At 36.0% G+C, this 24254-nt stretch carries 21 protein-coding genes; 4 read left to right on the top strand and 17 right to left on the bottom strand.

Features of this window, described 5'->3' with window-relative positions:
* Nucleotides 1–4 precede the first annotated feature (4 nt).
* Nucleotides 5–892 carry an SDR family oxidoreductase gene (locus I580_RS15310; RefSeq protein ID WP_010770805.1) on the bottom strand — a complete coding sequence of 296 codons (888 nt, stop codon included), beginning with the start codon at nt 890–892 and terminating at the stop codon, nt 5–7.
* A 392-nt stretch (nt 893–1284) separates the two neighbouring features.
* Between I580_RS15310 and I580_RS15305 the strand changes: the two genes are divergently transcribed.
* The 4 genes from I580_RS15305 (at nt 1285) to I580_RS15290 (ending at nt 4954) form a co-directional block, all read left to right on the top strand.
* Nucleotides 1285–1884 (top strand): LemA family protein, encoded by a 600-nt coding sequence (locus I580_RS15305; RefSeq protein ID WP_010770804.1) that lies wholly within the window; start codon nt 1285–1287, stop codon nt 1882–1884.
* A gap of 6 nt (nt 1885–1890) precedes the next feature.
* Nucleotides 1891–2703 carry a TPM domain-containing protein gene (locus I580_RS15300; protein WP_010770803.1) on the top strand — a complete coding sequence of 271 codons (813 nt, stop codon included), beginning with the start codon at nt 1891–1893 and terminating at the stop codon, nt 2701–2703.
* A gap of 186 nt (nt 2704–2889) precedes the next feature.
* Nucleotides 2890–4158, top strand: a complete 1269-nt coding sequence (gene celB, locus I580_RS15295; protein WP_010770802.1) for a PTS cellobiose transporter subunit IIC — start codon at nt 2890–2892, stop codon at nt 4156–4158.
* A gap of 73 nt (nt 4159–4231) precedes the next feature.
* Nucleotides 4232–4954: a GntR family transcriptional regulator gene (locus I580_RS15290; protein WP_010770801.1), complete on the top strand. Its 723-nt coding sequence runs from the start codon at nt 4232–4234 to the stop codon at nt 4952–4954.
* A gap of 55 nt (nt 4955–5009) precedes the next feature.
* Here I580_RS15290 and I580_RS15285 read toward each other — a convergent pair whose 3' ends face one another.
* The 16 genes from I580_RS15285 to I580_RS15210 form a co-directional block, all read right to left on the bottom strand.
* Nucleotides 5010–6410, bottom strand: coding sequence for a glycoside hydrolase family 1 protein (locus I580_RS15285; RefSeq protein WP_010770800.1), 1401 nt, complete (start codon nt 6408–6410; stop codon nt 5010–5012).
* Between the two features lie 144 nt (nt 6411–6554).
* On the bottom strand, nt 6555–7313 hold the full coding sequence (locus I580_RS15280; RefSeq protein ID WP_010770799.1) for an ABC transporter permease: 759 nt from the start codon (nt 7311–7313) through the stop codon (nt 6555–6557).
* Nucleotides 7310–7951: an ABC transporter ATP-binding protein gene (locus I580_RS15275; RefSeq protein ID WP_010770798.1), complete on the bottom strand. Its 642-nt coding sequence runs from the start codon at nt 7949–7951 to the stop codon at nt 7310–7312. The genes I580_RS15280 and I580_RS15275 overlap by 4 nt, the downstream gene beginning before the upstream one ends.
* A gap of 322 nt (nt 7952–8273) precedes the next feature.
* The gene (locus I580_RS15270; protein ID WP_010770797.1) at nt 8274–9266 is read right to left on the bottom strand and encodes an alpha/beta hydrolase; all 993 of its coding nucleotides are present in this window, start codon (nt 9264–9266) and stop codon (nt 8274–8276) included.
* Between the two features lie 45 nt (nt 9267–9311).
* Nucleotides 9312–10751, bottom strand: a complete 1440-nt coding sequence (locus I580_RS15265; protein WP_010770796.1) for a helix-turn-helix domain-containing protein — start codon at nt 10749–10751, stop codon at nt 9312–9314.
* Nucleotides 10752–10971: 220 nt separating this feature from the next.
* A complete protein-coding gene (locus I580_RS15260; RefSeq protein WP_010770795.1) occupies nt 10972–11721 on the bottom strand; it encodes a hypothetical protein in 750 nt (249 codons plus the stop codon).
* Nucleotides 11718–12692, bottom strand: coding sequence for a DUF5067 domain-containing protein (locus tag I580_RS15255; protein WP_010770794.1), 975 nt, complete (start codon nt 12690–12692; stop codon nt 11718–11720). Before I580_RS15255 ends, I580_RS15260 begins: the two co-directional genes overlap by 4 nt.
* Nucleotides 12689–15292 (bottom strand): YfhO family protein, encoded by a 2604-nt coding sequence (locus I580_RS15250; protein ID WP_010770793.1) that lies wholly within the window; start codon nt 15290–15292, stop codon nt 12689–12691. The genes I580_RS15255 and I580_RS15250 overlap by 4 nt, the downstream gene beginning before the upstream one ends.
* An 18-nt stretch (nt 15293–15310) precedes the next feature.
* Nucleotides 15311–15895 carry a signal peptidase I gene (gene lepB / locus I580_RS15245; protein ID WP_143141713.1) on the bottom strand — a complete coding sequence of 195 codons (585 nt, stop codon included), beginning with the start codon at nt 15893–15895 and terminating at the stop codon, nt 15311–15313.
* Nucleotides 15896–15944: 49 nt separating this feature from the next.
* The gene (gene lepB, locus I580_RS15240; protein ID WP_010770791.1) at nt 15945–16607 is read right to left on the bottom strand and encodes a signal peptidase I; all 663 of its coding nucleotides are present in this window, start codon (nt 16605–16607) and stop codon (nt 15945–15947) included.
* Between the two features lie 22 nt (nt 16608–16629).
* A complete protein-coding gene (locus I580_RS15235) occupies nt 16630–17295 on the bottom strand; it encodes a hypothetical protein (RefSeq protein WP_010770790.1) in 666 nt (221 codons plus the stop codon).
* A gap of 19 nt (nt 17296–17314) precedes the next feature.
* On the bottom strand, nt 17315–18382 hold the full coding sequence (locus I580_RS15230) for a WxLIP family cell surface protein (protein ID WP_010770789.1): 1068 nt from the start codon (nt 18380–18382) through the stop codon (nt 17315–17317).
* A 96-nt stretch (nt 18383–18478) separates the two neighbouring features.
* Nucleotides 18479–19285 (bottom strand): WxL domain-containing protein, encoded by an 807-nt coding sequence (locus tag I580_RS15225; RefSeq protein WP_010770788.1) that lies wholly within the window; start codon nt 19283–19285, stop codon nt 18479–18481.
* A gap of 31 nt (nt 19286–19316) precedes the next feature.
* The gene (locus tag I580_RS15220) at nt 19317–20120 is read right to left on the bottom strand and encodes a WxL domain-containing protein (protein ID WP_010770787.1); all 804 of its coding nucleotides are present in this window, start codon (nt 20118–20120) and stop codon (nt 19317–19319) included.
* A 4-nt stretch (nt 20121–20124) separates the two neighbouring features.
* On the bottom strand, nt 20125–20454 hold the full coding sequence (locus I580_RS15215; RefSeq protein ID WP_010770786.1) for an EF2685/EF0750 family sortase-dependent surface protein: 330 nt from the start codon (nt 20452–20454) through the stop codon (nt 20125–20127).
* A 17-nt stretch (nt 20455–20471) separates the two neighbouring features.
* Nucleotides 20472–24200, bottom strand: coding sequence for a hypothetical protein (locus tag I580_RS15210; RefSeq protein WP_010770785.1), 3729 nt, complete (start codon nt 24198–24200; stop codon nt 20472–20474).
* Nucleotides 24201–24254: the final 54 nt, after the last annotated feature.

The raw sequence follows: 24254 nt of genomic DNA, 5'->3' as shown, positions 1-24254 counted from the left end.
TCAATTAAGCAAAGAAACTACCACCTGTAATTGAATAAACTTGTCCAGTCACATAGCTAGCCTCATTTGAAGCTAAAAACACATAAACAGCAGCTAATTCAGCTGGTTGTCCTGCTCGACCAATTGATTCTTGCTGCCCAAATTCTGGAATTTTTTCTGGCGGTTGTCCCCCACATATTTGCAAGGCGGTCCAAATCGGTCCTGGAGCAACTGTATTTACACGAATACCTGAAGAAGCTAATTGCGCTGATAATCCTTTACTAAATGAGGTGATCGCCCCTTTTGTCGCTGCATAATCTAATAAATTTGCACTTGGTTCAGCACTTTGAATCGAAGTCGTTGTAATAATACTGCCACCTACTGGCAAGTAATCTAACGCTTCTTGCACTGCCCAATACATTGATATGATATTTGTCGTGTAGGTATCCATGATTTGTCGAGTGGATAAGTCTTTGATGTTCTCTACAGACTGCTGCATGCCTGCATTAAGGACTAAAGTGTCTAAACCATCAAGTTCTTTTGCGGCATCATGAATAAGGTTTCTAGTAAATGTTTCATCTTTTAAATCACCCGGTAATAAAACGGCTTTACGACCTTCTGCTTCAATCAACGATTTAACTTCCTTCGCATCTGCTTCTTCAAAAGGTAAGTAATTGATTGCTACATCAGCACCTTCTCTTGCATATGCAATAGCTGCCGCACGTCCAATGCCAGAATCTCCACCTGTGATCAATGCTTTACGACCTGCCAATTTACCTGATCCTTTGTAAGATGTTTCTCCACAGTCAGGTACAGGTGTCATTTTTTGTTGTAATGCAGGTGCTTCTTGTGATTGTTTTTCAAATTTCCCATCGTAGAATCTTGTTAACGGATTTTCGATTTTTTCTGTCATCTTGATTCCTCCTATGAATTTGTTGCCAATAAAAAGTAAGGACCAGCCTACTCTTTTACCCTAATACAAAATAATAACTCTGACAAATCATACGTTTTATACTGAACATACATTCATAAAAGTCGGTTTCTTTGGCTTATCGCCTAGAAATCCTTATAATTAACTATACGGAAGGATTTATTTAGAAAAAATAGGTCTTAAGATGGATGCCAAAACATTGCAGAAATATTACAATATCATTACATCAAGTTTAAAAAGCTCGTTACACTTTTATTGATATCTAGTTTCTCAGGCTAGTCTCTCGGAAAAAAGACTGGACGAGCCTGTTATACTTTTATTGATATCTAGCTTTACGAGCTTACTTAGCTTTTAAATTTTAGGAGGAGAAATTTATGAAAAACAACAAAACAAAATTTGGCTTGATTGCTGTGATCGTCATTGTGTTAATAGGCGTTTTCGGAATCAGTCAATACAACGGATTAGCGAAGAAAGAACAATCAGTTGAGTCACAATGGAGCCAAGTAGAAAACGTGATGCAACGTAGAGCAGACCTGGTTCCTAACTTAGTCAACAGTGTTAAAGGTAGTATGCAACAAGAACAAAAAGTCTTTGGTGATATTGCTAAAGCCCGTGAAGCATACGGATCTGCAAACAATGATTCAGATAAAATCAAAGCCAGCCAAGAGTTGGATCAATCTGTAGGTACTTTGATCAATGTCATCAATGAAAATTATCCAGAACTAAAATCAAATGACAATGTCCAAACGTTAATGACTCAATTAGAAGGAACAGAAAACCGCATTTCAGTTGAACGTAAACGTTACAATGATGTTGTAAAAGAATACAACGAACAAGTGGTTTCTTTCCCTAAAAATATCTTTGCAAATATGATGGGTCTAGGTAAGAAGGATTACTTTAAAGCTGATCCAACAGCTAGCACTGTACCTTCTGTGAATTTTGATAATTCTACTAGTACTTCTAGTGGGAAGTGATGATCGATGAAACTTTTTAGACGAGGTTTATTGCCTAGCGTATTATTTTTCCTTGTCACCTTTTTCGTCAGTTTTCAAGTACCAGCATATGCTGAATTACCCGCTTCACCAGATCATTTTTATTTAGATCAACCAAGAATCTTGGATGAGACAACTAAAAATTTAGTTGAACGAAAAGGTGAGCTTTATAAAGAAAAGTCAGAAGCTCCTCAAGTTGTTTTAGCTGTGATTGATTCGACTGAAGGTGATAGTGTCGATAGTTATGCACCCGATCTTTTTCAAAAATGGAAAATCGGAAATCAAAAAGAGGATAATGGTGTTTTGATCCTTTACGCCCTCAATAATGGTGAGCGAAATGTTCGGATCGAAGTCGGTTACGGTTTAGAAGATGTCATCACCGATAGCGTTGCTGGAAATATTTTGCAACATGCTAAAGACGATTTAAAATCAAGTAATGATGCTTCAGTCAACAAAGGACTGCAATACACATTTAACGCAGTTACTACTTTGATTGATAAACATTATGACTATCCAGCCGATAAAAATGCCTTGTCAGATGATGAGATAGACCAAGTTTCCTCAGATGACGATTCTGATGGAGAAGGGTTCTTCAGTATTTTCTTTGTACTTCTTATTCTCTTGCCTTTCCTTCTTTTTGGTGGAGGACGTGGTGGTCGCGGTGGCCGTGGAAGTGGTCCTTGGTATTGGGGCGGCGGCGGTTTTGGCGGTGGCTCTTCAAGTGGAGGCAGCGGCTTCGGCGGTGGAGGTGGCTTCTCTGGAGGAGGCGGTTCTTCTGGTGGCGGCGGCGCTAGTATTTAGAAACCGAAACATTCCTATTTGATTTGAATAACTCAAGTTTAGAGCAAACCCTTGCTGGTTTGCTCTTTTTTTACTTCCAAAAAAATATATACAATCATTAAATACAAAAGTATAGACATTATATAAATAAAGTGGTATATTAACTTTTGTAATCGATTACAAATAGAATATAAAGGACTGATTAGTATGAATGGCTTTATGGATTCTCTTGGAGAAAAGATCATGCCGCTTGCAAATAAGCTTGGTCAAAACCGCTATCTCTCTGTTCTAAGAGATGCGTTTATGTTATCTTTTCCATTAACTATGTTTGGATCAATCGTCGTTGTAATCAATAACTTACCTTTTTTTAGTGATGCAACTAAAGGAACCTTATCTTCACTATTTGGTAACGGTCAAAATGCCACAATGAGCATCATGGCTGTTTTTGTTACATTTGGTATTGGCTATTATTTATCTAAATCCTATGATGTCGAGGGGATTTTTGGCGGAGCTGTTTCGTTTGCTAGTTTTCTTCTTTTAACTCCTTTTATGATGACGCTTGAAGACGGCACAGAAGTTTCTGGGGTTTTATCTTTAGATCGTTTAGGTGCTAAGGGCATGTTTATCGGAATGATCGCTGCCTTTCTTGCTGGTGAAATTTATTGTAGAATTACCAAAAAAGGCTGGCAAATAAAAATGCCTGATGGTGTCCCACCTGCTGTTGCTAAGTCATTTGCTGCGTTGATTCCTGCTATTTTAACGTTATCTGTTTTTCTATTTATCAATGCGATCGTGACAGGTTTATTCAATACAAATCTGCATGATGTTATTTACGAAGTCATTCAAAAACCGTTAGTTGGTTTAGGTAGTAGTTTACCTGCAACATTGATTGCCTTATTCTTTGTTCAATTCCTATGGTTCTTCGGGTTACATGGTCAAATCATCGTCAATTCCGTAATGGACCCTATTTGGAATACCTTGATGTTAGAAAACTTAGATGCCTATAAAGCAGGAGAAAAATTACCACACATCATTACAAAACCATTTATGGAAACCTTTACTGTCGGACTTGGCGGTTCTGGTATGACACTCGCAGTTATTTTGATCATGGCGTTTGTCATGAAGAAAAAGCAATATCGAGATATTGGTCGTTTAAGTCTAGCACCTGGAATTTTTAACGTAAATGAGCCTGTTATTTTCGGATTGCCAATCGTTTTGAATGCAACGATCCTAATTCCTTGGGTATTAGCGCCATTGATCGTTACGGTGCTTAATTATCTTGTTATGGCAGCAGGCATTGTGCCGCCGCCAACTGGTGTATCCGTTCCATGGACTGTTCCGATTTTCTTTAGCGGCATGTTAGCAACAAATTCCATCTTAGGTGGTATTTTACAACTTGTCGATTTAATCCTTGTTGGTTTGATTTGGTACCCATTCTTACGCTTATTAGACAAAGAAAAAGAAAGTGCGATTTAACTGCACTTTCTTTTTCTTTAATTGTCTATACATTCATAATCAGTTACAATACAGAAGAGGAGGTTGTAACGATATGAAGCCAAAATATGAAGAAATCGCAGATACCTTGCGTGAACGAATAAAAAATAATATTTACAAAACAGATACCTTGATTCCTAACCAAACCGACTTAGTAAAAGAATTCAACGTAAGTCGAATGACTGTCAAAAAAGCAATCGGGATTTTAGTCATGGAAGGTCTTTTATACTCTCAACGTGGTTCTGGAACCAAAGTATTGAATCGGTCTTTTTGGGATAAAGATACTTCACCTGCCAATGAATATGATGGTCTTAGCAAACAAATGCATGATCGCCATAAAGAGTTAAAAAGCGAGGTCATTTTGTTTGAAGTTGAATTCCCTTCAAAAGAAGTCCAAGAACGATTAGCTATTTCTGAAGAACAACCAGTTTATAAAATCATCCGTCTTAGAATTCTGGAAAACGAGCCTTTTATTTTGGAACATACCTACATGCCTTGTGATCTAGTACCTGGTTTAACAACGGATATTCTGAAAGAATCGATTTATACCTATATTAAGGAACAATTATCGCTTGATTTTGCAGGAGCTTATCGAAATATTCAGGCAGATAAATCTGATAAATACGATCAACAATATCTAAAGTGTAAAAAAGATGATCCAGTTCTTGAAGTGCAGCAAGTTGTCTATTCAAAAAATGGACGTCCTATTGAGTTTTCTTGTAGTCGAAATCGGTATGATCAACGAAGCTATTCTATTTTAAATGTTGATTACGCATAGTTAGAAAAAAATGTGACGCAAAACTGATTTTCAGTTTTACGCCACATTTTTCATTTTATTTATCTGTTACTGTATTTGTTTGAGCAACGGTTTTAAACCAATGCCCTGATTTTTTGATCGTTTTGATTTGTGTATGGATATTTGTAGAGATAAAGCCATAGCGATTCTTATATGCATTTGCCCATGACCAACAATCGATCGGTGTCCATAAATGGTAGCCAAAACAATTTGAACCCTCTTCAATCCCTTGATGAACCCATTCTAAATGTTCTCGAATAAAATCAATCCGATAATCATCTTCAACTACTCCGTCTTCGTTCATAAAGCGTTCCTCGCCAGAAATCCCCATTCCATTTTCAGAGACAAACCATGGAATATTATTGTAATTATCACGAATATTGATAGCAATATCATACAATGCTTTAGGATAAATTTCCCAACCTCGGTCAATATTCATACGACGTCCCGGCATATTGTACTCATCAAAATAACGATTTGGAAGCCACTCGCCCACACTATTGGGTGCAATATCTGGCGCTTTTACACGATTTGGATGATAGAAATTAACCCCTAGAACATCGATCGTATTTTCTTTGATCACCGCTAATTCTTCTGATGTACTTTCCCAAAGGACACCATCTTTGATAAATAAATCAACTAACTCTTGTGGAAATTCACCATGAACAGCCGTATCTAAAAACATACGATTGTTAAATAATTCCGCAATATTGGCCGCCGCTAAATCTTCTGGATTATCAGAAGCGGGATATGTCGGTGTTAAGTTTAAAATGATTCCGATTCTGCCACCATCATTTTGGAGTCCTAATTTTCTAAATGCTTGAATCGCTTTAGCTGATGCCAGATTTAGATTGTAGGCTACTTGCACCGCTTTTTTACCATCCACTATTTTTGGATAATGGAATTGGTGTAAGTATTCACCTTCAACAACTACAATTGGTTCATTATGTGTAAACCAGTCTTTCACACGATCACCAAATAATTCAAAACATTTTTCAGCGAATTTCACATACAAATCCACCACATGTTTGGATTCCCAACCACCGTATTTATGATACAGCTCAACAGGTAAGTCAAAATGATGTAAGTTCATTACAGGTCGAATACCAGCTTCTAAAAATGTGTCAATCACTTCGTTATAAAAACGAACCGCATCTTCGTTAACTGTTCCAAGCTCCAAATCATCGATTAAGCGACTCCATTGAATCGAGGTACGAACGCTATTTAAGCCAATTTCTTTCATCAAAGCAATATCTTCTTTGAAACTATTGTAAAAATTTGAGGTTACATCTGGACCCACTTGATCGTAAAAGTCAGTTGGCTCGATTTCATACCAATAATCAAACATATTCGCATGTTTTTTATTAAAACGACCTTCACTTTGTGGACCTGATGTAGCGGCTCCCCACCAGAAATCTTCTTTAAATGTTCTTTGCATCGCTATCCCTCTTTCATCGAATCATTTTTCACTCATCGTATTCACTATTATTATAAAGCGAACCTCAACAAATGTCTATACTTTTAATTGCAAAGTATATAAAAAAAGATAAGATGGATGTCATCTTATCTTTTAGAAAGTTTACTAAATAATCAATTGTTTTCTCTCATTATAATACTGTTTATACGCTAGATAAGTCGCAATAACAGAACCAATACTTGTTGCAGATAATAGCATAAATGTCACCATGATTTGATACTTTATCGCATGAACAGGATCCACACCAGCAAAAATCAACCCTGACATCATCCCTGGCAAACTAACAATACCAACCGTTTTCGCAGAATCGATTGTCGGCGCCATCCCTGTTCGGATGCTCGCTCTAACGATTGAACGTGAGGCTAGTTTGACATCTGCCCCTAAAGCAAGTTTTTCAAGAACCGCTTGTCGTTGGTCATGAAACAAACTATCCATATTCCGATAACATAACCCAATCGCGATCATGGAATTGCTTGCGATCATCCCGCTGATTGGAATAATTTGTGAAGGAATAAAACGAATTGCACCTGATAAAACCAGGACACCAATCGTCACACCGGTACTGCAAAAGATCGCTAACAAAGAAATCAAAAAACTATTTTTCAGATGATTACTACGTTTCCCCGCATTTAATGCGGCATTAATGATGATGATCCCTGCCATCACAACTGTCAAAAGCGCATTATCTACTTGAAACACATACTTCAACAGATAGCCAACTAAAACTAATTGAATGATTGCGCGACACACACTAATAATAATATCCTTCGTAAACCCTAGTTTTTCTTTATAGCTGATTAGTAAGGCAACAATGACCAACATTCCAGCAAATAATAATGAAAGATCATTCACGGCTAAGTTCATTTGTCCTCCTCCAATCTTCCTGCTACGATTTTTTTAATGATTGTTGATTGCGCAATTTCTTCTGTGTCATGAGTCACACGAATCAAGGTCACATTTTTTTCTTGATTCAACTTCAACAGCCATTGATTGACGATTTGTTTACTTTCTTCATCTAGACCAGCGGTAACCTCGTCTAAAAGTAGAACTTCTGGTAGAAATATCACATTACGAATCAACGCAATACGCTGCTTTTCTCCACCTGACAATTCAGTGATTTTTTTGTCGAGATAGCTTTCAGGTAGTTTTACTTCTTCTAGTAACTCTAGTACATGGTTTTCTTGAAAGTCCTTTTTGCGCACTTCATACGGGAACATAAAATTATCCCGAACCGTTTCACCAAATAAAGATGGTTGTTGGAAACAGTATGAGACTTGCATACGGTAATTTTCAGGTGCAAGTTCTGTAATGTTTTGGTTGTTGAAAATAATGGCTCCTTTAGTTGGTGACAACAAAGAAGCCAGTAATTTAAGAAAGGTACTTTTTCCACTGCCAGAAGGTCCAGTAATTGTTGTATGACTGCCTTTTTCGAAATTAATTGTAATCTCATTTACAATCAATTTTTCTTCTAATTGAAACGATATATGATCGGTTCTTAGCACTTTTATTCATTCCTTTGTTTATTATTTTGTTTAGTCAATCGCTGTATCCTATACACGCCTTAACTGGTCTCAAACTTACATAGCTTGTGTAAGAAGTTTCATAAACGCTAAAACAAGTAAAGTTAACGTTATCAACGATTCAAGACCTTCTCCTTCCACCAAATAAAGAGATCGTTTTACTTACTTCTCTTTCTAGCTGAAGCATTCAACCACTCACTTCCATTAGACACATTATCATGTTTAAAGTCAATAAAAAAAGTACATGAAATCACATCATGTACTTTTTATTTACCTATTCTATTAAATCATTTTTTTGAGCGTCTTATTGCGTCCATTTTTCCAAGAAAGATAATGTTTTTGACAAGGCCTCTTCTGATTCCGGTGTACGCATATTCATCTGGTATCCATGGTTGACATCACGTGTATCCGGAAAGAACAGGCTAGTAGTATCAACCCTGTGTTTTTTCAACGCCTCTTCATACTCTTTTGCTTGTTGCGTAAAGGTCTTTTTATTTCCGTCTGTTATGAATACAGGAGGAAATTGAGTTGTAATATATGGTTCAAGATTGTATTTGTCGCCTAATTTAGGATCATTTTTCCAAAAACGCTCACCAGTTAAAGCCCAGCCCATTTCAAAAACGCTCAATTTAAATAACCAATTATCGACTGGATAATCTTGAATAAAGGATAACTTATAAGGGGCACTATACAGAATTAGTCCTTTTATCTTGATCTCATCATCAATCGTTTGTTTATCTATTTTGTTATACGTTTTATTATACCTAGCTGTACCTAATTGCGCTGCAAGATACCCACCAGCAGATGATCCAGATAAAAAGATATTATTATTGTCTAATTTGAATTTATCCGCGATAGTTGGAAGATCATTAATAAAATCAGTTGCTTGTAGAATTTGATCATCTAAAGTTGATTTAGGAGCTAGTTCATAATTGACGGATATAACCGCATATCCTTCAGCTGCCAATGTTGGCCCAAAATATTTAGCCATGTTCTTATCTCCAGTAATAAACCCACCTCCATGGAAAAATACGACTATCGGAGGATTGGATTTTCTTTTAGGAATATATATATCGTATTTATTATTAGTAAAGCTTGAATTATATGATATATTTTTTTCAGTATAACTATCATTTTTAAGTTGCGAAAAGTTATGGGGCGGAGTGTATCCAGGAAGCTTAGGCGTTCTAGTTTTTACTACATTTAAAAATGGACTAGGTGAAATAAAAAGAAGGAAAATTGTTAGGACTAAAACACTGGTGATAAATAATATAAAAAATTTTACGTATTTAGGCATGCTGGTCTCCTTAATTTTTCTTGCTAATAGAAAATTACAACTAATTTAATCTGTTTGTCTAAAGATTACCTCGAATACAGAAGTTAACCAACTTGGTAATGTATCGAGATAAGAATATCGGTCAATATATATACTATTAGGTATATCCGTATAAAATGTATCTTTATTCGTATAGATCAATAGATCTATATCTTTGACCTCCATATTCTGAATACTATCTACAAAAACATTAGAATATACATTTAATGTTTTCGTTAAAAAATGAATAAACTTCTTTTCTTCAAGCATATTCATATCTGTATTAACCGCGATCACTTTTAAAGGATATATTGCTTCTGGAGGGAACATATTCATGATAATCTGTTGATATTTATAAAAAAGGAACTGTGCATTTTCTTTAAAAATACCATTACTATTTTTGTGAAAATAGTTTAAATAGTTTTCCAAAAGACTTTCCACCTTAGGATTTGATGCAAATTTAGATTCTTTCCGTTGGTAAATATGATTTGTATTAATATACAACAAACAATACACATGAGACGAAAGCAGAAAGTAATTTAGTTCTTCTATTTCTGTATCGCTAAAATTCGTAACATACTCAGAAAAATAGTTCTTAAACAAATTATTTATTTTAAACATATCAGTTTTATTAAAATTTTTAGTCGCTTTATAGTTTCTATTCGCAATTATTGAGAGCGAAAAATAGGCTACTTCATCAACAGATAATAAATATTCTTTTTGAAATAGTTGATTCATAAAGTTGAAAAAAACATTGCCTTTAAATAATTCATTAAACAAAGGCTGGGTATTTTTATAGTAATAAGACTTATTGAATCTTATTAATAGTATCGCTAATCTATATTCTAACACTCGTTTTGACGACAATTTAATTTTTTCGTTTTTGAAAAGATTAGATAAGACTCTTTTTACTTTATTTTCATCAATTAAATCAAAAGGCCATTCGTAACCTTTGAAAATCTCCCAAACAATCTCTTCCAATATTCTTCGAATCAGTGGTTCTGGTCCTACTAATTCATATGTCCCTTGTCGACTTTTTATAATTATCCCAAAATGGTTTGCCAAAATATTTATGTCGCTTATTTTTTTTTCAAATGTTGATTCACTTAAAAAAAACTCTCTACAAAAATCTGATTTGCTTATTTTACCATATAACAAAAGTTGAAAAACTAACTGTGTTGGCCACATGTCAAAGATTTTTCTTCTATAATATACTCCAAATAAAAATTCATCATAGATTTCTAAGCGTATTCCCTGAGATTGAGAATATTGTAGGGAAAAACTTTTATCGTCATTTTTCTGGATAATTCCTATATATTTTAGTAACGTCGGTTTTGAAATATTCACTCGACTTTGAATTTCTTCTTGATGCATCCACTGATCGTTACTTCTGTGCAATAATTTCAACATTTCTAGTATGGTTTTCGTTTCTGAATCCAATAGTTTTTCTAGTCCTACTATAAGCATATCCATCTCTCCAATATATCTTATTAGTTACATGGTATTACAGTTGATATTTTTATTAAAATATAAGAATACCCGTTTAGTCAATAATAATGGATTACGCTCTTGGACAAATTTTTACAGAGATAATCAAAATTGATTTCTTTATCTTTAATTAAATTATCAATAAAACTATATAATCATCATTCGAGTTGAGTTCCCTTATGACATTTATTTTTGACACTTATTTGCTTTTTTGATCTGAAATCTCTGCATAAAGTTCTCTAAAGGTTCCTACTTCGTCATAGACTGCTGCGATTTCTTTCAAAAATTCTTGTTCTTTATCTAAACCACTTGTATTTGAAACGATTGGTAAATAATCGTCGGTGATTGGATTTTCTGATTCCTTCAGTCGTTTCTCATAGCCAGCTAAACCTGTTTCAAGTTTTTTATCTGGTAGTTTCATATTTTTTCCGATTGCTGTGATCAATTCTCTTTGATTGTCATTCGGTAATGTCCCTTTGATAGGTGCAATTTTAATCGTTACGATCTGGGATTTTAAATAGGCTTGCGCTTGATCTACTGAATACGCATAGGTCAAAATAACTTCTGAAAAAACTTGCAGTTCTTCCCCTTGATAAAATGGATATAAAGTCCGAAATTCCAGTTCCTTATTTCTGGCAAAAATAGCATATTGTACAGCACCAAGTTTGACTGTTTTAGAGGTTAATTCTTTGGTAAGCGTGTGTTTAGTTGTCTCATAGTAGTTTGGAACCACTACGTTGTATTTATCTTGAAGTAAATCAAAAGCCTTCGCTTCTTTTTCGATTTTTGAATAATCTGCATCGCCAAATGATCGGTTTCGTTCATTAGACCAACTAAGAGCATGTTCTGCTTGTGAGAATCCTGCATAACGATCCGCTTTTCCGCAGCCTATCAAGATCAATAGTAAAACAAGAATCATTAGACTCATACTTCGCTTTTTTTGACTCATTTTGGTACCACCACCCGAACAGATTCTTTTCCTGGAAAAGCTTCTTGTGAGAAATTCAATTCAACAAGACTTTTATCCTGTAATTCGTACAAAACAACACTTTCAATTTGTTCTCCCAGATTTACAGTGTTTGTTTGTGTTGCAGCTAATTCTTTTACGTCTAATAAATCAGATTCTTGTGGTAAATTTCCTATTAATAAGGTTTTACCATTTTGAGTCGCAGTCACAACTTCCTGCCAGACTGAAGGGTGTGCTGTTTCTAATCCTAAGTTGGTAAACGTATAACGAATCGCCAGCATTTTTTTCCCTTCTGCTCCTGTTACTTGACGCACGGCCGTTGTTTCCATTTTTATGTCCTTATTTTCAATTGTTACAATATCCCCTGCTTCTTTTGCCTGCGCTGCTTGCTCTTTTTCAGCTTCTAACTTATCAAAGGAACGCTCTTTAAAGGTCTCTACAGAAGCATCTATTTGTTCCGATCGTTTCTTATATGCGTTATCATCTGCGGAATAAAACGTCACTTGAACAAAGCCATGTTCTGTCCAGATGTAGTATAAATGGGCCCAGACACTTTTCTCTTTAAACGTTGTATTTAAAGTATATTTATACGCTGGTGCCTCTCCTATGGTGATTTTTTTCATATAGATATCTTTTGCTTCTTTATAACGATAGCGTTCCTTGAGTTTTTCTCTAGTCTGTTCTCCAAATCCTTTTTGCACAACATCTTTTACCGGAATAGTAGAAATAAAAACATAAGAATTACTTTTAGTATCTTCTCCACTAAAAGCGGTTTGAAGTCCATATTCTTTGTTCGGTTCTTGGTCTGCTTTCCAAGCACCAGGTAGTTGGAATTCATAGGTAACACCTTCATCATTAAACTGTGTTTTTTTTTCGTCTAATTGTTTGGTGCAGCCTATTAGAAACAAACTACTGATGACAACTGTTAGCAGTGCCAGACTGAATTTTTTCATCGACTTCCCACCTCCTTCTCTCTTTTTTTGGACCAATAAACGTATCCTATAAACAATAAAAAACTGCTAAAACATAAGAAACTGCCAAGTTTCATGCCTTTGGGATAATAGTTCAGTTGAACAGTATGCGTCCCTTTTGGTACTTTGACAGTAATCAGCGCATCCTGAACTGCTTTGATTTCTACTGGTTTTCCATCAACTTGTGCCTGCCAACCAGCATCATACGGAATCGTTGTAAAAATTACTTGTTCTTTTTCAGTTGTAACTTCCGCGTGTACATGATTTCCTTTTACTTCAAAAGCGACTTCTTTTTGTTTGATTGCCGCGATTTCTTGATCCAGAATTGCTGTTTTTAGCATCAGAACAGATGGACGAAGCACTTTTACAACAGAACTACCTGTAAACTTGGCTGTTACTTTGACCTTTTCGGCTTTTTCATAGTAGCCAATCGTATAATAAGAACCCGTTGCGGCAAGACCACTGCTCGTTTTATGACCTGGAACACTAACTTCTACAGAACCATCATCTAATCCGTTAGATGCTCTAGTGTCTAAGGTTAAATAGGCTTGGGTTTTTTCAGGAATATTGACCTCCCAAGTGATACTTTTTTCTTCATTATTATTGGTTTCTTCTGAAAAATAAGTAAAATCGCCTTCTTCCCGAATAAACATATTTTTTCGAGAAACTTCATTTAATCCAGTAAATTGGAATAATGGTTCTTTTTGTTCAGAAAGATACTGAAGCAATGCTGTTTGGTTATTATTGTTTTTTTTCTGAAAAATGCCCTGATCCGTTAACATCCCTAAAGGTAAAGCATTCTTATTTTCATATAGAGCATAATTCCCTTGGGTTGCGATTTTTTTAAATCCATATTTATTTGGAGCATTTTTGGCTATATTGTATTTCACACCTAATAGATCATCCATCAAAATGGTATTATTTTGATATTGAATCGTAAGATTGGTTCCAGGAGATCGATACCCTAAGCGGTCTAAGTACTGAGAGGTGTGGCGATTACGAATCGAAGAAAACATGGTGACTCCAGAATAATTGTAATTAAAACTATCTGTGCGACTAATTGAATCAATATTTTCCAATCGATAAAAGCTATCATTTCTTGATTGGGCTTTTTTCACAAGCGGCTCGATTTGTTTATATCCATCTGTATAACGTTCTCGGCTCGTATAGCCCCACTCTTTATTGATACCAACCATGATTTGTTGTGTATTAAAAAAGAGTTCACCGCAGACACAAGCGACAATCAAGCATGGCACTAACCACACATGTTTGTCTACTTTTTCTTTTAATACGAATAAAAGAAGGTAAACAATCAATAACACTACTGTTAGAATCAATGATTCTTGCGTGATATAGCCATATCTTTTTTTATTGGATATGATCGCTGCTAGAATGAATAGCCCCATGATAGACAAGGCACAATTACCAAGCACATTCAACTCTTTTTTCTCAAACTTCTCTAAACTAAAGCCAGCTAAAATCAAGATAAGGCTCGAGTATAAAAAGCTAAATCGAAATAAAAACATATTTGGTGAATGAAGTCCTTGCCAAAACAGATTCAAGGGCTGTATATAAACACTCATTACCATAAATAGAACGAGCCCTCCATATAACAGCTTATTTTTCAGAGGGATTTTTTTACTAACAAAATAGAAAATAAAAAATAGCAACGGTAACAGTCCAATTGAAATAAATGGTCCACTACCATACTTTGATGTATCATAAACACCAGTCATACTTTTGACAATAAAATCCCAAGGTCCTAAATCATTCGTAAAAAAGCTCGTGACTGCATCTAGTTTTTCTCCGTTTGCTCGTAAATCAATCACAGAAGGTAAAATAATGATCATCGAAGCACCACCAGCAAGAATTGATGTGATGAAATAAGGAATCACCGCTTTTTTATATAAAGACCAGTCTGTCAGTGCACGAACAAAGAAGTAACAAAAACTAAAAAGCCCTACCATGAACGCCATATAATAATTTGACACAAACAATAAAAAGTAAACTATAAATAATAAACTAGGCTTTTGTTTATCCATCAATCGTTGAATGCCTAGTAAAACAAGTGGAAGGTAAATCAACGCATCCATCCACATCAACATAATCGAATAAGCCACAGTAAAGCTCATCAACGCATAATAAACACTTAATGAGACCTTTACCCATTGCGGGAGACGGAATGTCTGTTGCGCAAAAATCCAAAAGGTCACACCCATGACACCGATTTTTGTCAGTAAGATAACATACATTGCATCCGGCATGTTAAGGTTATCAAAAAAGAACACTAAAAAACTGAACAGACTATTTATGTAATAACTCATCAATGAGACGAAATTCAATCCCAATGACCCATTCCATGTATAAAAGAACGACTGCTCACCATGGAGGAAATTGTTAAAACCAGAATAAAAATTAACCAGTTGACCAAACGCATCGCTTGCCAAAATCGTTCGATCACTTGTTGGATAAATCCCTAATCGATAATAACTCATCGCCATGATCAAAATGGGTATAAAAAAACTAAGAGCTAATGCTAGACTTTTTTTATTTAAAAAAACTTTTTTTACTTGTTGCTTCATTCATTTCCTCACTTTTCTTTACTTAATCAAACCGAGCCGGTTTAATGGATAATACCTAAAGGTCACGACTCCTTCGATCTTATTTTTATCAATCAATCCCAATTCCCGACTATCTGTTGAATGTCTTCGATTATCTCCTAAAACAAAAAATTGATCCTTAGGAATCGTAGAAAGTCCTTCTAATTGAGCGGCAACTTCCCAACTAACACGAATTTTTAATGTCCCATCTGGTAAATCAACGCCAGAAAGGTGTTCTTCATTTGGTGGGGTTGGATTACTTTCGGCCATCTGAAAATTTAAATAAACCGTATTTTGATCCAACCAAATACGATCTCCAGGTAGTCCAATAACTCTTTTAACATAAGATTCATACTTTTTTTCTCTCGGCTGAAAGGTGATCAATGAATAGCGGGTTGGTTCTGCGTTTTTCATACTAAATAAGCGATCCTTATTACGTAAGGTAGGAAGCATAGATTCACCACTGACTACGTGCGGCTTTATCTTTACTAAAAAAATAATGCTAAGAAGCAACACTAGTAAAAAACTGATGCGCCTTAAAACAATCCCTATGTTTTTCTTCGACCGTGACTCTTGTTTACTCATTTGTTTGACGTCTATCGTAACCATCCTTCTTTCATTTTGACTCATCCTATTAAAATTGTTGAATTTGATGAATAGGGAGTACTCTCATTTCGACAACTCCTACAATCTCTTTTTCGTCGATATAGCCATATTCCCGACTATCCGCCGCATAGGGACGATTGTCACCTAAAACGAGGTACTTTCCTTTCGGTATCGTGGCGATTTTAGGGAACCAATCTTCAGTAAAGGAACTTTTCGCACTCTTTGCCCGTTGAATTTCTGTTTCTAAAAATCGCTCGTAGACTTCAGTATCGTTGATATAAAGCTTATCTTCTTTATAATAGATTGTTTCTTGCGGCATCCCAATGACTCTTCTCACCGATGTTTCCTTGCTTTTAGCATCTTTATATACAATCAGTTTAAACCGTTTTGGCTTTGCTAATTTATTGACAAAAACCCACTCACCATTGTTTAAAGTCGGAATCATAGAATACCCTTTGACTTTGGTAAATGAAAAGGTAAAGACCGATAAAAGAAAAAGTACGATCCCAAGGAAAAATAGACTCAATCCAAATTCTAGTAACATTCGTTTGATACGAGCTTTTCTTTTTTTCTTTTGTCTCTGTTTTCTCTCAAGAAGCCGCTTAGCTTTATTTTTTTTCTTTCTATTTATTGCAGAATTTTTTTTATTTTTAGGGTGTGAGTGATTCGTCATACTACGTTTAGCACTCATATTAAAACCCCTTTGACTGAATTTATTTTTTCTGTTTTAGTGCCGCTTCATCAACGCTAAATTGCTTGAATAACTTGGTTTGTGTCTTCTTGATTCGGTTCAAATCCTCCATATAGGACACAATCGTTTCCTGATTATTTAATTGTTCACTTGTTAAGGAATAGAGATTAGTACCATAATCACGGAGTTGCACATAGTATCGATTAAGTGCCTGTTGCCCCTCTTTAGACAAACTATTAGACGGGGTTGCACTTCCATAAGAAGCCAATAAGGAACTCAATTCCATTAACTTTTCTTTTATTTCATCACCACTTGCACCATTTTGAAGACTGACTAAATTTTTATTTACCTCGTCCGTAATAAAATAGCTTTGTACAATAATATTGCCATCTGTTGAAGAAAGATTCGTCATTTCATAGTGCCGCGCATAAAAACCACTACCTGCAAAAGAAAGACTGATCACTACTAATACGACTGTTCTCCTTAGTTGTGCCTTTTTCTTTTGTTCTACTCTTTTTTTAGCTCTTAGCCAACGTTTCCTTCTTACTTTCTTTTTGGGGCGTTTTCGGTTTAATTCGTTCATCTCTTTGGTTGTTACAAAAAATTGAGCGAAAGAAAAGATACCTAGACAAACACTGATGAAGAAGGCAGAAAAACAGCCAATAAAAACCCAACTTAGTATCGTCATCTTCTAGCTCATCCCCCAGTTATCTTTTCTTTTTTGTCTTTTTACGCTTCTTTTTTTGCTTGTTTGATACAGCTCTAGTCACTAAATAAATGAGTAGGAAAATAACTAAAATCCCGCCAGCAATCATTAAGATCATCTTCCAATTGATTCCTCTATCTTGTATCAAAGAGACATCTTCTGCATTATATTTATCTGCATCTTTTTGCGTGATTTTAAACTCTTCTTGCCACTCCCATTTTTTGTCACCAGCCGTTACACGGATGCGCCCTACATAGTCTCCAGCAATAAAGGATTCTCCATTTAAATTAATTGGAAAAGACATTGCAGAATTTGGAGCCATACGATAATTTTCTTTTTTTGTTTCATATAAAACATCATCTGATCCCTTTTTAAAAATTTGAGCATCAACGGTCATACCTTCTACATATGTGGCTTCAGTATTGGTAAAATCGACTAGAAAAGTATTACGATAATTGGTTAAACCTGCATATATTTTATTGAAAGATAATTCAGGTTGGACTTTTGTATCTGACTCGCTTAACAGCATACCAACAATAAAAGCATACTTATTTACAACTCCCTGAGCGGATTCACTAGCTTTTTTTTCTGCTTCTGTCTCAGATTTTTGTAAATAAATCCCACCTGAAATATACCCATCATATTTCTCCTGTGGCATAGAAATTTCTACCGCGACTTTTTGTGTTACTTTTGGCGGTATCGTCACCTTTTCAGGGACTTTCACAATATCTTTCAAATCATATTTCAAAGAAGGATCGTTTTTTAGCTTCGTCGGACCATATTCAATCACTCCGTTACTATTGGTTTTGGCGCTATGAACTGACAAGTCAACTGAAAGATCTTGATCGGTCATATTGTATAGCTCAATGTCAACGATTTGCTTTTGCTCAGGATTCATCCGCAAATCAAAATATCCTGCATTCCCAACTTGGTTTTCTGGCTTGATGATCTTATAGCTATAGCCGATACTTGATGCATCTTCGTTGGCATATGTAGTTTGTGGTATCAGTATCGTTAAACAAGTTATGTATAATAAAAAATATATACTTCGTTTCAAATATCGTGTCATAATGGTTTCCCTTCTAGTCTTTTAAAAAATAGGTTACCGATCCAGATGGATCGGTAACTCACTTGTTTCTTTTAACAATCAAAAGTCAGTGATTGACTATTTAGCGGCCGTTAATACCCAGGTTACTTCCCCTTTATAGTCGCCTTCAAAGATTGATTTTTCTTTACCAATCGTTAATTTAACGGATTTAGTAGAAGCTTCTTCCCCAGTTGCTGTCAATTTACCAAAGTGGATATATGTTTGCCCTTGACCTTGGTCTTTGTTTACCCCATTATTATCCACTACAATAGCTGGTGCTGCTTCTGCAACTTCCGCAGATGTTTTCACTGCACTTTCAGGTAGAGCGATTTCTTGTGCTACATTTGTTTTACGTCCGATATTTCTATAAAGCAATGTCGCACCATCTAGTTTACGATCTACGCTTTCAGCGCCTTCTTTGACTGTTGTTGTCATTGGTTTCGTGATTTGTGCTGTTAATGTATAGTTATGGTTCAATGTGCTACGGACATCCTTGATTGCAACGTTATTAGCCATTACACCATCTTTTTCTGTATAGTTTTTTGCCCAGAATACACGATCATTTCCATCTGTCACAACCGCATTTTCACCAAAACTTAATGGTGTCACATCTTGGATCCCAAAAACAACTGGTTTAAGTGGACGAGTGATCGTTCCTGATTCGATATCTGTATCTTTTTCACCATTTGAATCCGTCAAACCTGGACGTGTTGTATTTGTATCATCTTCTGTATTACGTGTAAATTGGATATCCATATCACCTTTAAAGGTTGTATCATTTTTAGGCACTTCTGTATCATCCGCTTTTGTGATGCTTGGTAATGCGACTGCAACCCCAACAGCTGCTAATAGTGCAGCACTACATAATTTGTGTGTTAATTTCATTTGTGTTTCCTCCTAGTATTCTTTGTTTTATTTATGGTAGCTCGGAAATAATCCAAGTTAACACCGTTGAGTAAGTTCCTGGCTCTTTTTTTGTGCCGCCAGGAAGTGATAAACGAACTGCTTCGTTCATATAAACAGCTTGATTTTCCTTAGAAACATCAATAACTGGTTTTCCATGTTCATCCAAACGAGGATTTAACGTGGCTGTTTCTTCATTTAGATTATCTTTTGATGCGCCAAAAACCACACTCCAAGTTCCTCCGCCTGTTCCTTTAGATGCTTGTGCTAAGGTATACGTTTCCCCAATATTGTTCAAGCGAATCACCTCTTTGGATACTGAAGGTGAATGGCTTGCTCCATTGAACGTATTGACCCAAGATTTATCAAAGGAAAGAACGGCACCATCAAGCTGACTGCCCGCTTTTTTTTGGTTGGTGAATTGTTGTTCTTGTCGTACTTGTAGACTCCACCCGGTTTGATTTTCTCGATAATCCGACACTTGAATAAATTGCCCTCTAGGAGCAATAGCTCCTTTAAATAGCAACGCATCGGAAGAATAGGTACTATCATTTACGGTAATTTTGTTACGACTAAAATAAAAATTTGGAACAAAATCGATTCGTAAGGCGCCTGTCGTATGACCATAGTCACCCTCAGGTTCCAGCTCTTTACTTGGATTTTCTGGATCTAACACCCCATACTCTGGGTCTATCAGCCCTTTAAACGAAATACCCATATCTCCTTTTTCTGGCGTTTCGGCATAACTCGGACTAACAGGACTGCTCAGCCCAACCGCGACAAAGAGGAACGTAGGGATCCAATGAATTTTTTTCATAGACTCATTGCTCCTTCCCTTTATTTCGATCTCGTTTTCTTAGCAGATACAAGAAAATCACTAAAAGAAGTAAGAGACTTCCACCAATCGAAACACCGTATTTGACTAACTCCCCAGTCGATGGGAACCTGCCCTTAGGCTTGGTTACGTTCTCTGAAGAACTAGAGGGCGGCGGTTGACTACTGCTTGACGTTTCATCATCAAATAAGACAATTTCTCCTTTTGTTGGAACTTCTGCCCCTTCTTGGGCAAATGCAACTCTTCCATTGATCATTACAAGAAAGAGTAAAAGAAGAGAGGAGATGATGAATCTTGTAACATTATTTTCTTTCATTCGTTTCCTCCATCCTTTTATTTTGCATTTTCCAAAGTAATCGTGATTTGTGCTTGGTATTTTCCAAGTGCTTTAATGGCACCTGGTGCAAGATCCAACATGAAGCCGTCCCCTTTAGACCAGCGTTCTTGTGTGATATCATAACGTCCTGAAACTGTATTTAAGTGACTGAAAATCACGCTACTCTCATCCGTCAATGTCAACTCATCTTCTTGATACTTGTACTTGATCGAATCAGGAAGTTTCACTCGTTCATCCTCTAAACTCGTTAAAGGTTGATCGACTTTTGCCTTGAGGTTCCATTTCACTTTATCTGCTCGTGTGTCGGATACAACCAAGGGGTTCCCTATGATTTTAGGGTCTTTAAATTTCACCGCATTGATCGTCGCTTTTTTCGTTTCAAAATCTAACACATCTGGTGCCGATAGAATTTTTAGAGAGCCATTGAATTGATAGCTCACTTTATTTTCACCGTCCACAATCGTCATGATTTCGTTATCCGGTTTTTTCACTAAATCATAATTTTCTTCCTTTAATGTATTCAAAATATCCGTGATCGCTGTGATTTTAGTCAGATCGACAGTTGTATCCAATGCTTTTACATCCGTATACGCTTCATGTAATGGATTCCCATTTTCATCCAAGAAGTTTACGGTTAGTTTTGCATTAACCCGAATTTGAATCGTTGTTGTTTTAATTGTCGTTCCTTTTTTTGCTTGAATCGTAGCTGTATGTGTTTTTGTAGTGTCCGGATCATTCGTCAATGATGTTTCCGTAATGGACAACTCCACCCCTTCACTCAAGCCTGTCGCAACATCCCACGCTATAGCACCGGATTTTTTTAGAATAAAGGATTTCAACTGTTCATCTGTCAAGCCCAAAACTTCTGCTTTTTTGACCGCAATATCTTCGGCTCCGATTATTAATCCAGATGTTGGTGGTGTTCCTTCTACAACCATGACAGGTACTTTGATCACTGTCGTTTGCGAGGGATCCTGTTTATCTGTCATCCGAACTTCTGCATATTGCAGACCAACTTTCGAGGTATCAACAGGTTTGGTTGGATTGACATATTCAAAGGTTGCTGTATGACCTACCATAACAATAGGGTCTTTGATCAATCCCTGAGCTGTCTTACTCCAAACACTGTCTTTTCTGATTGTTTGGGCAATTGGTGTTCCGCCTAATTTGTATACATTGACTTTGATAGAGTAGTCTTGAGAAGGTAAACCATTCATCGGACTGTCTGTTTCATCAACTGCTTGCATCAATGTCTCGTATTTATGAATAGATCCATATTTTTCATTCTCTTGTTTCGGCAAAGTACTTAACGGAATTGTTAAACTGCCATCGAACTCTTTGACATTATTCGATGCAAAAGGAAATCTAGCTTCCTCCCCATTAGGATACGTTACATAAATCGTGCCCTGCTCGTTTACAGTTGGAATTTTACTTAACTTATAATCTGTCTTTAGCTCTTCAGTAGAATCTGAATAAATGTTGAACACTTCCGGATTTGCCTTTAGTTGCATATAAGGGATTTCTTGTCCCGCAAAAACTTCATAACCTGTTTTCAACGCTTCATCAGGAGCAATGTTTTTCCACGGCGCACCTAATTGATATCCCGAATCGACACCTGATGCAATAACTTGTCCTTCACTATAGTTTCTACTTTCAGTACCGTTTGTAAGAAAAGAGTTTCCAAAATAATTTGTGCCTTGTGATACACCAATAAGTGAATAAGCCCCAGCAATATACTTGCTATAATCTGATAGCCAATTTCCTCTACCATCTTTTAGCTTGACTGTAAATCGATTACCTGATGATGGCTGCATATAAAATCCACTATTATTTCTCAGCGCATATATCGGTACACTATCCACATAGTAATCGGTATCTACACTTTCTAACATTGAAAAACTCTTCGTAGTATTCGAAAGGTTATACATATCCAGCTTGACTGAAAAGTTTAAATTACGGCTAATCGATAAATTGTAGACATACATAATATTGTTAGTCTCGTCAACTAACACTTCTTTCAATTCATTTCCTTTACGTAGGAAATATTTAGTGGATATATTTGTAGCTGCTACAGACCAACCTAAGCCAGCTGTTCTCTCCCAAATGGTTCTGTATAATACCTGGTTGTTCACTCCTGGAATAGTAGCTACTCTACCTGTACCAGCAGAGTATACATATCCCCTATTTGATTGATCTTGAATTCTAAATCCTACATCATTTGCGATACTATCCGTTAATCCCCTGTTAAGAAAGCCTATCTTAGACCCATTGATTGGGTTGGTGATTACACCATCAGTAGAATTCAATGGAAGATTTTGCCACTCTTGTATATCAGCTGCCCCAAGGACAGCATCAGGAACAACCAATACACTGATATTTTGTTTCAGTAACTCTGTTCCTAGCACAACTGTTACAACGACTTCATTTTTCCCTCGACTAGAGCTATTGATTGAAGAGCTGGTGATTCTTGCATCTAAATTTTCACCTGTGGTTGTATCCCACGCTTTCAAAGATATTTTTTGTGTTAATATACTGATAATTTGTGGAATTGTTTTCCCTTTTGTTTCACTAACTTTTAGGATTGGTACATCATAACTTACTCCTACTTTTGAACTGACAATCACTGTTTGATTTTCTAATGTTACAGTCACTGGAATTGGAATCACAGTTGAAACTGCTGTATTAGTTTTCTCAGTCATTTTTATATAAGCCCAATGAAACCCCGTATTACTAGAATCAAACTTATTAACAGGTACTGTTGGCGTTCCCGCTTCATCCGCTACCCATTCATAGGTTGCGTTACTGGCGGTTGTCGTACTTAATGTTTGATATTTCGAAAAAATACTAGCAGCATTGGTTCCCATCGCCAAATTTCCCTTTTGTACAATTGTAAAATAATTAGGTGCTTTTATATCAGCACCAAATACCAACACATCTCTTTGAGTTGTTGCCTTTTTTTCTCCTGTTTCTGAACCTAGCGTTACTTCAAATTCTGCTTTATAGGTCCCAACAGATTTAGTAGCAATCGTAGTGCTCAGAACATCTACTGCTACTTCTTCTCCTGTTTCTGTGCTCCAAGCCTTAACATTCGATCTAGTTTTTACTAGTTGTTGCAATTGTTCCGCTGTTTTGTTTTTTACCTCATCTGGATATAAAATAATTTTTCCATTGACATTACTTGTTTGAATGCCTACTTGATTATCTAATAATAAGGTAGTTGATGTATCCGTAATGGTTACTGGAATAGGCACACGTATACTCGATAAACTATAGCTTTCAGTAATTTCCACATAAATTAGTTTAAATCCTGTCTCGGCGCTACTTGGTGTAGCTGGAGAACCATCTGCAGTCACATATTCATAATGAGCACCAAATTGTGGATTTGGGATGACCAATTCTGAAAAAAGTGTCTTACGCCCAGCTTCCGTAGTTAAATTGGGAAAAGGTGTATTTTTAGCTAAAGTGAAAACCTTTGGCGTAGCTTTCAAACCTTCTGGATTTTCAACTGGGTCCAATGCTCTTAAGCTAGAACTAGCTTTGACTAACGAATTTTGCTCATCAACAGATTCCTTATTCGTTTCAGGCTTATTTAGACTTTTTTCACTCTTCTTATCTGGACTCGCTAAGATAGGTGCAACTGGTTTGAACATAATGTTTAGTAGAACGATCCCTAACAATGCTACCCCAATAGTGACACCCACTATTTTCTTTTTTGGGCTATTCATTTTCTTCTCCTTTCTTTAAAATTATGGTATTGATTGAATCATTGAATTTCTTAA

This window comes from Enterococcus caccae ATCC BAA-1240, assembly GCF_000407145.1.
Taxonomy (GTDB): domain Bacteria; phylum Bacillota; class Bacilli; order Lactobacillales; family Enterococcaceae; genus Enterococcus_L; species Enterococcus_L caccae.
This window is presented reverse-complemented; position numbering and strand designations above follow the sequence as displayed.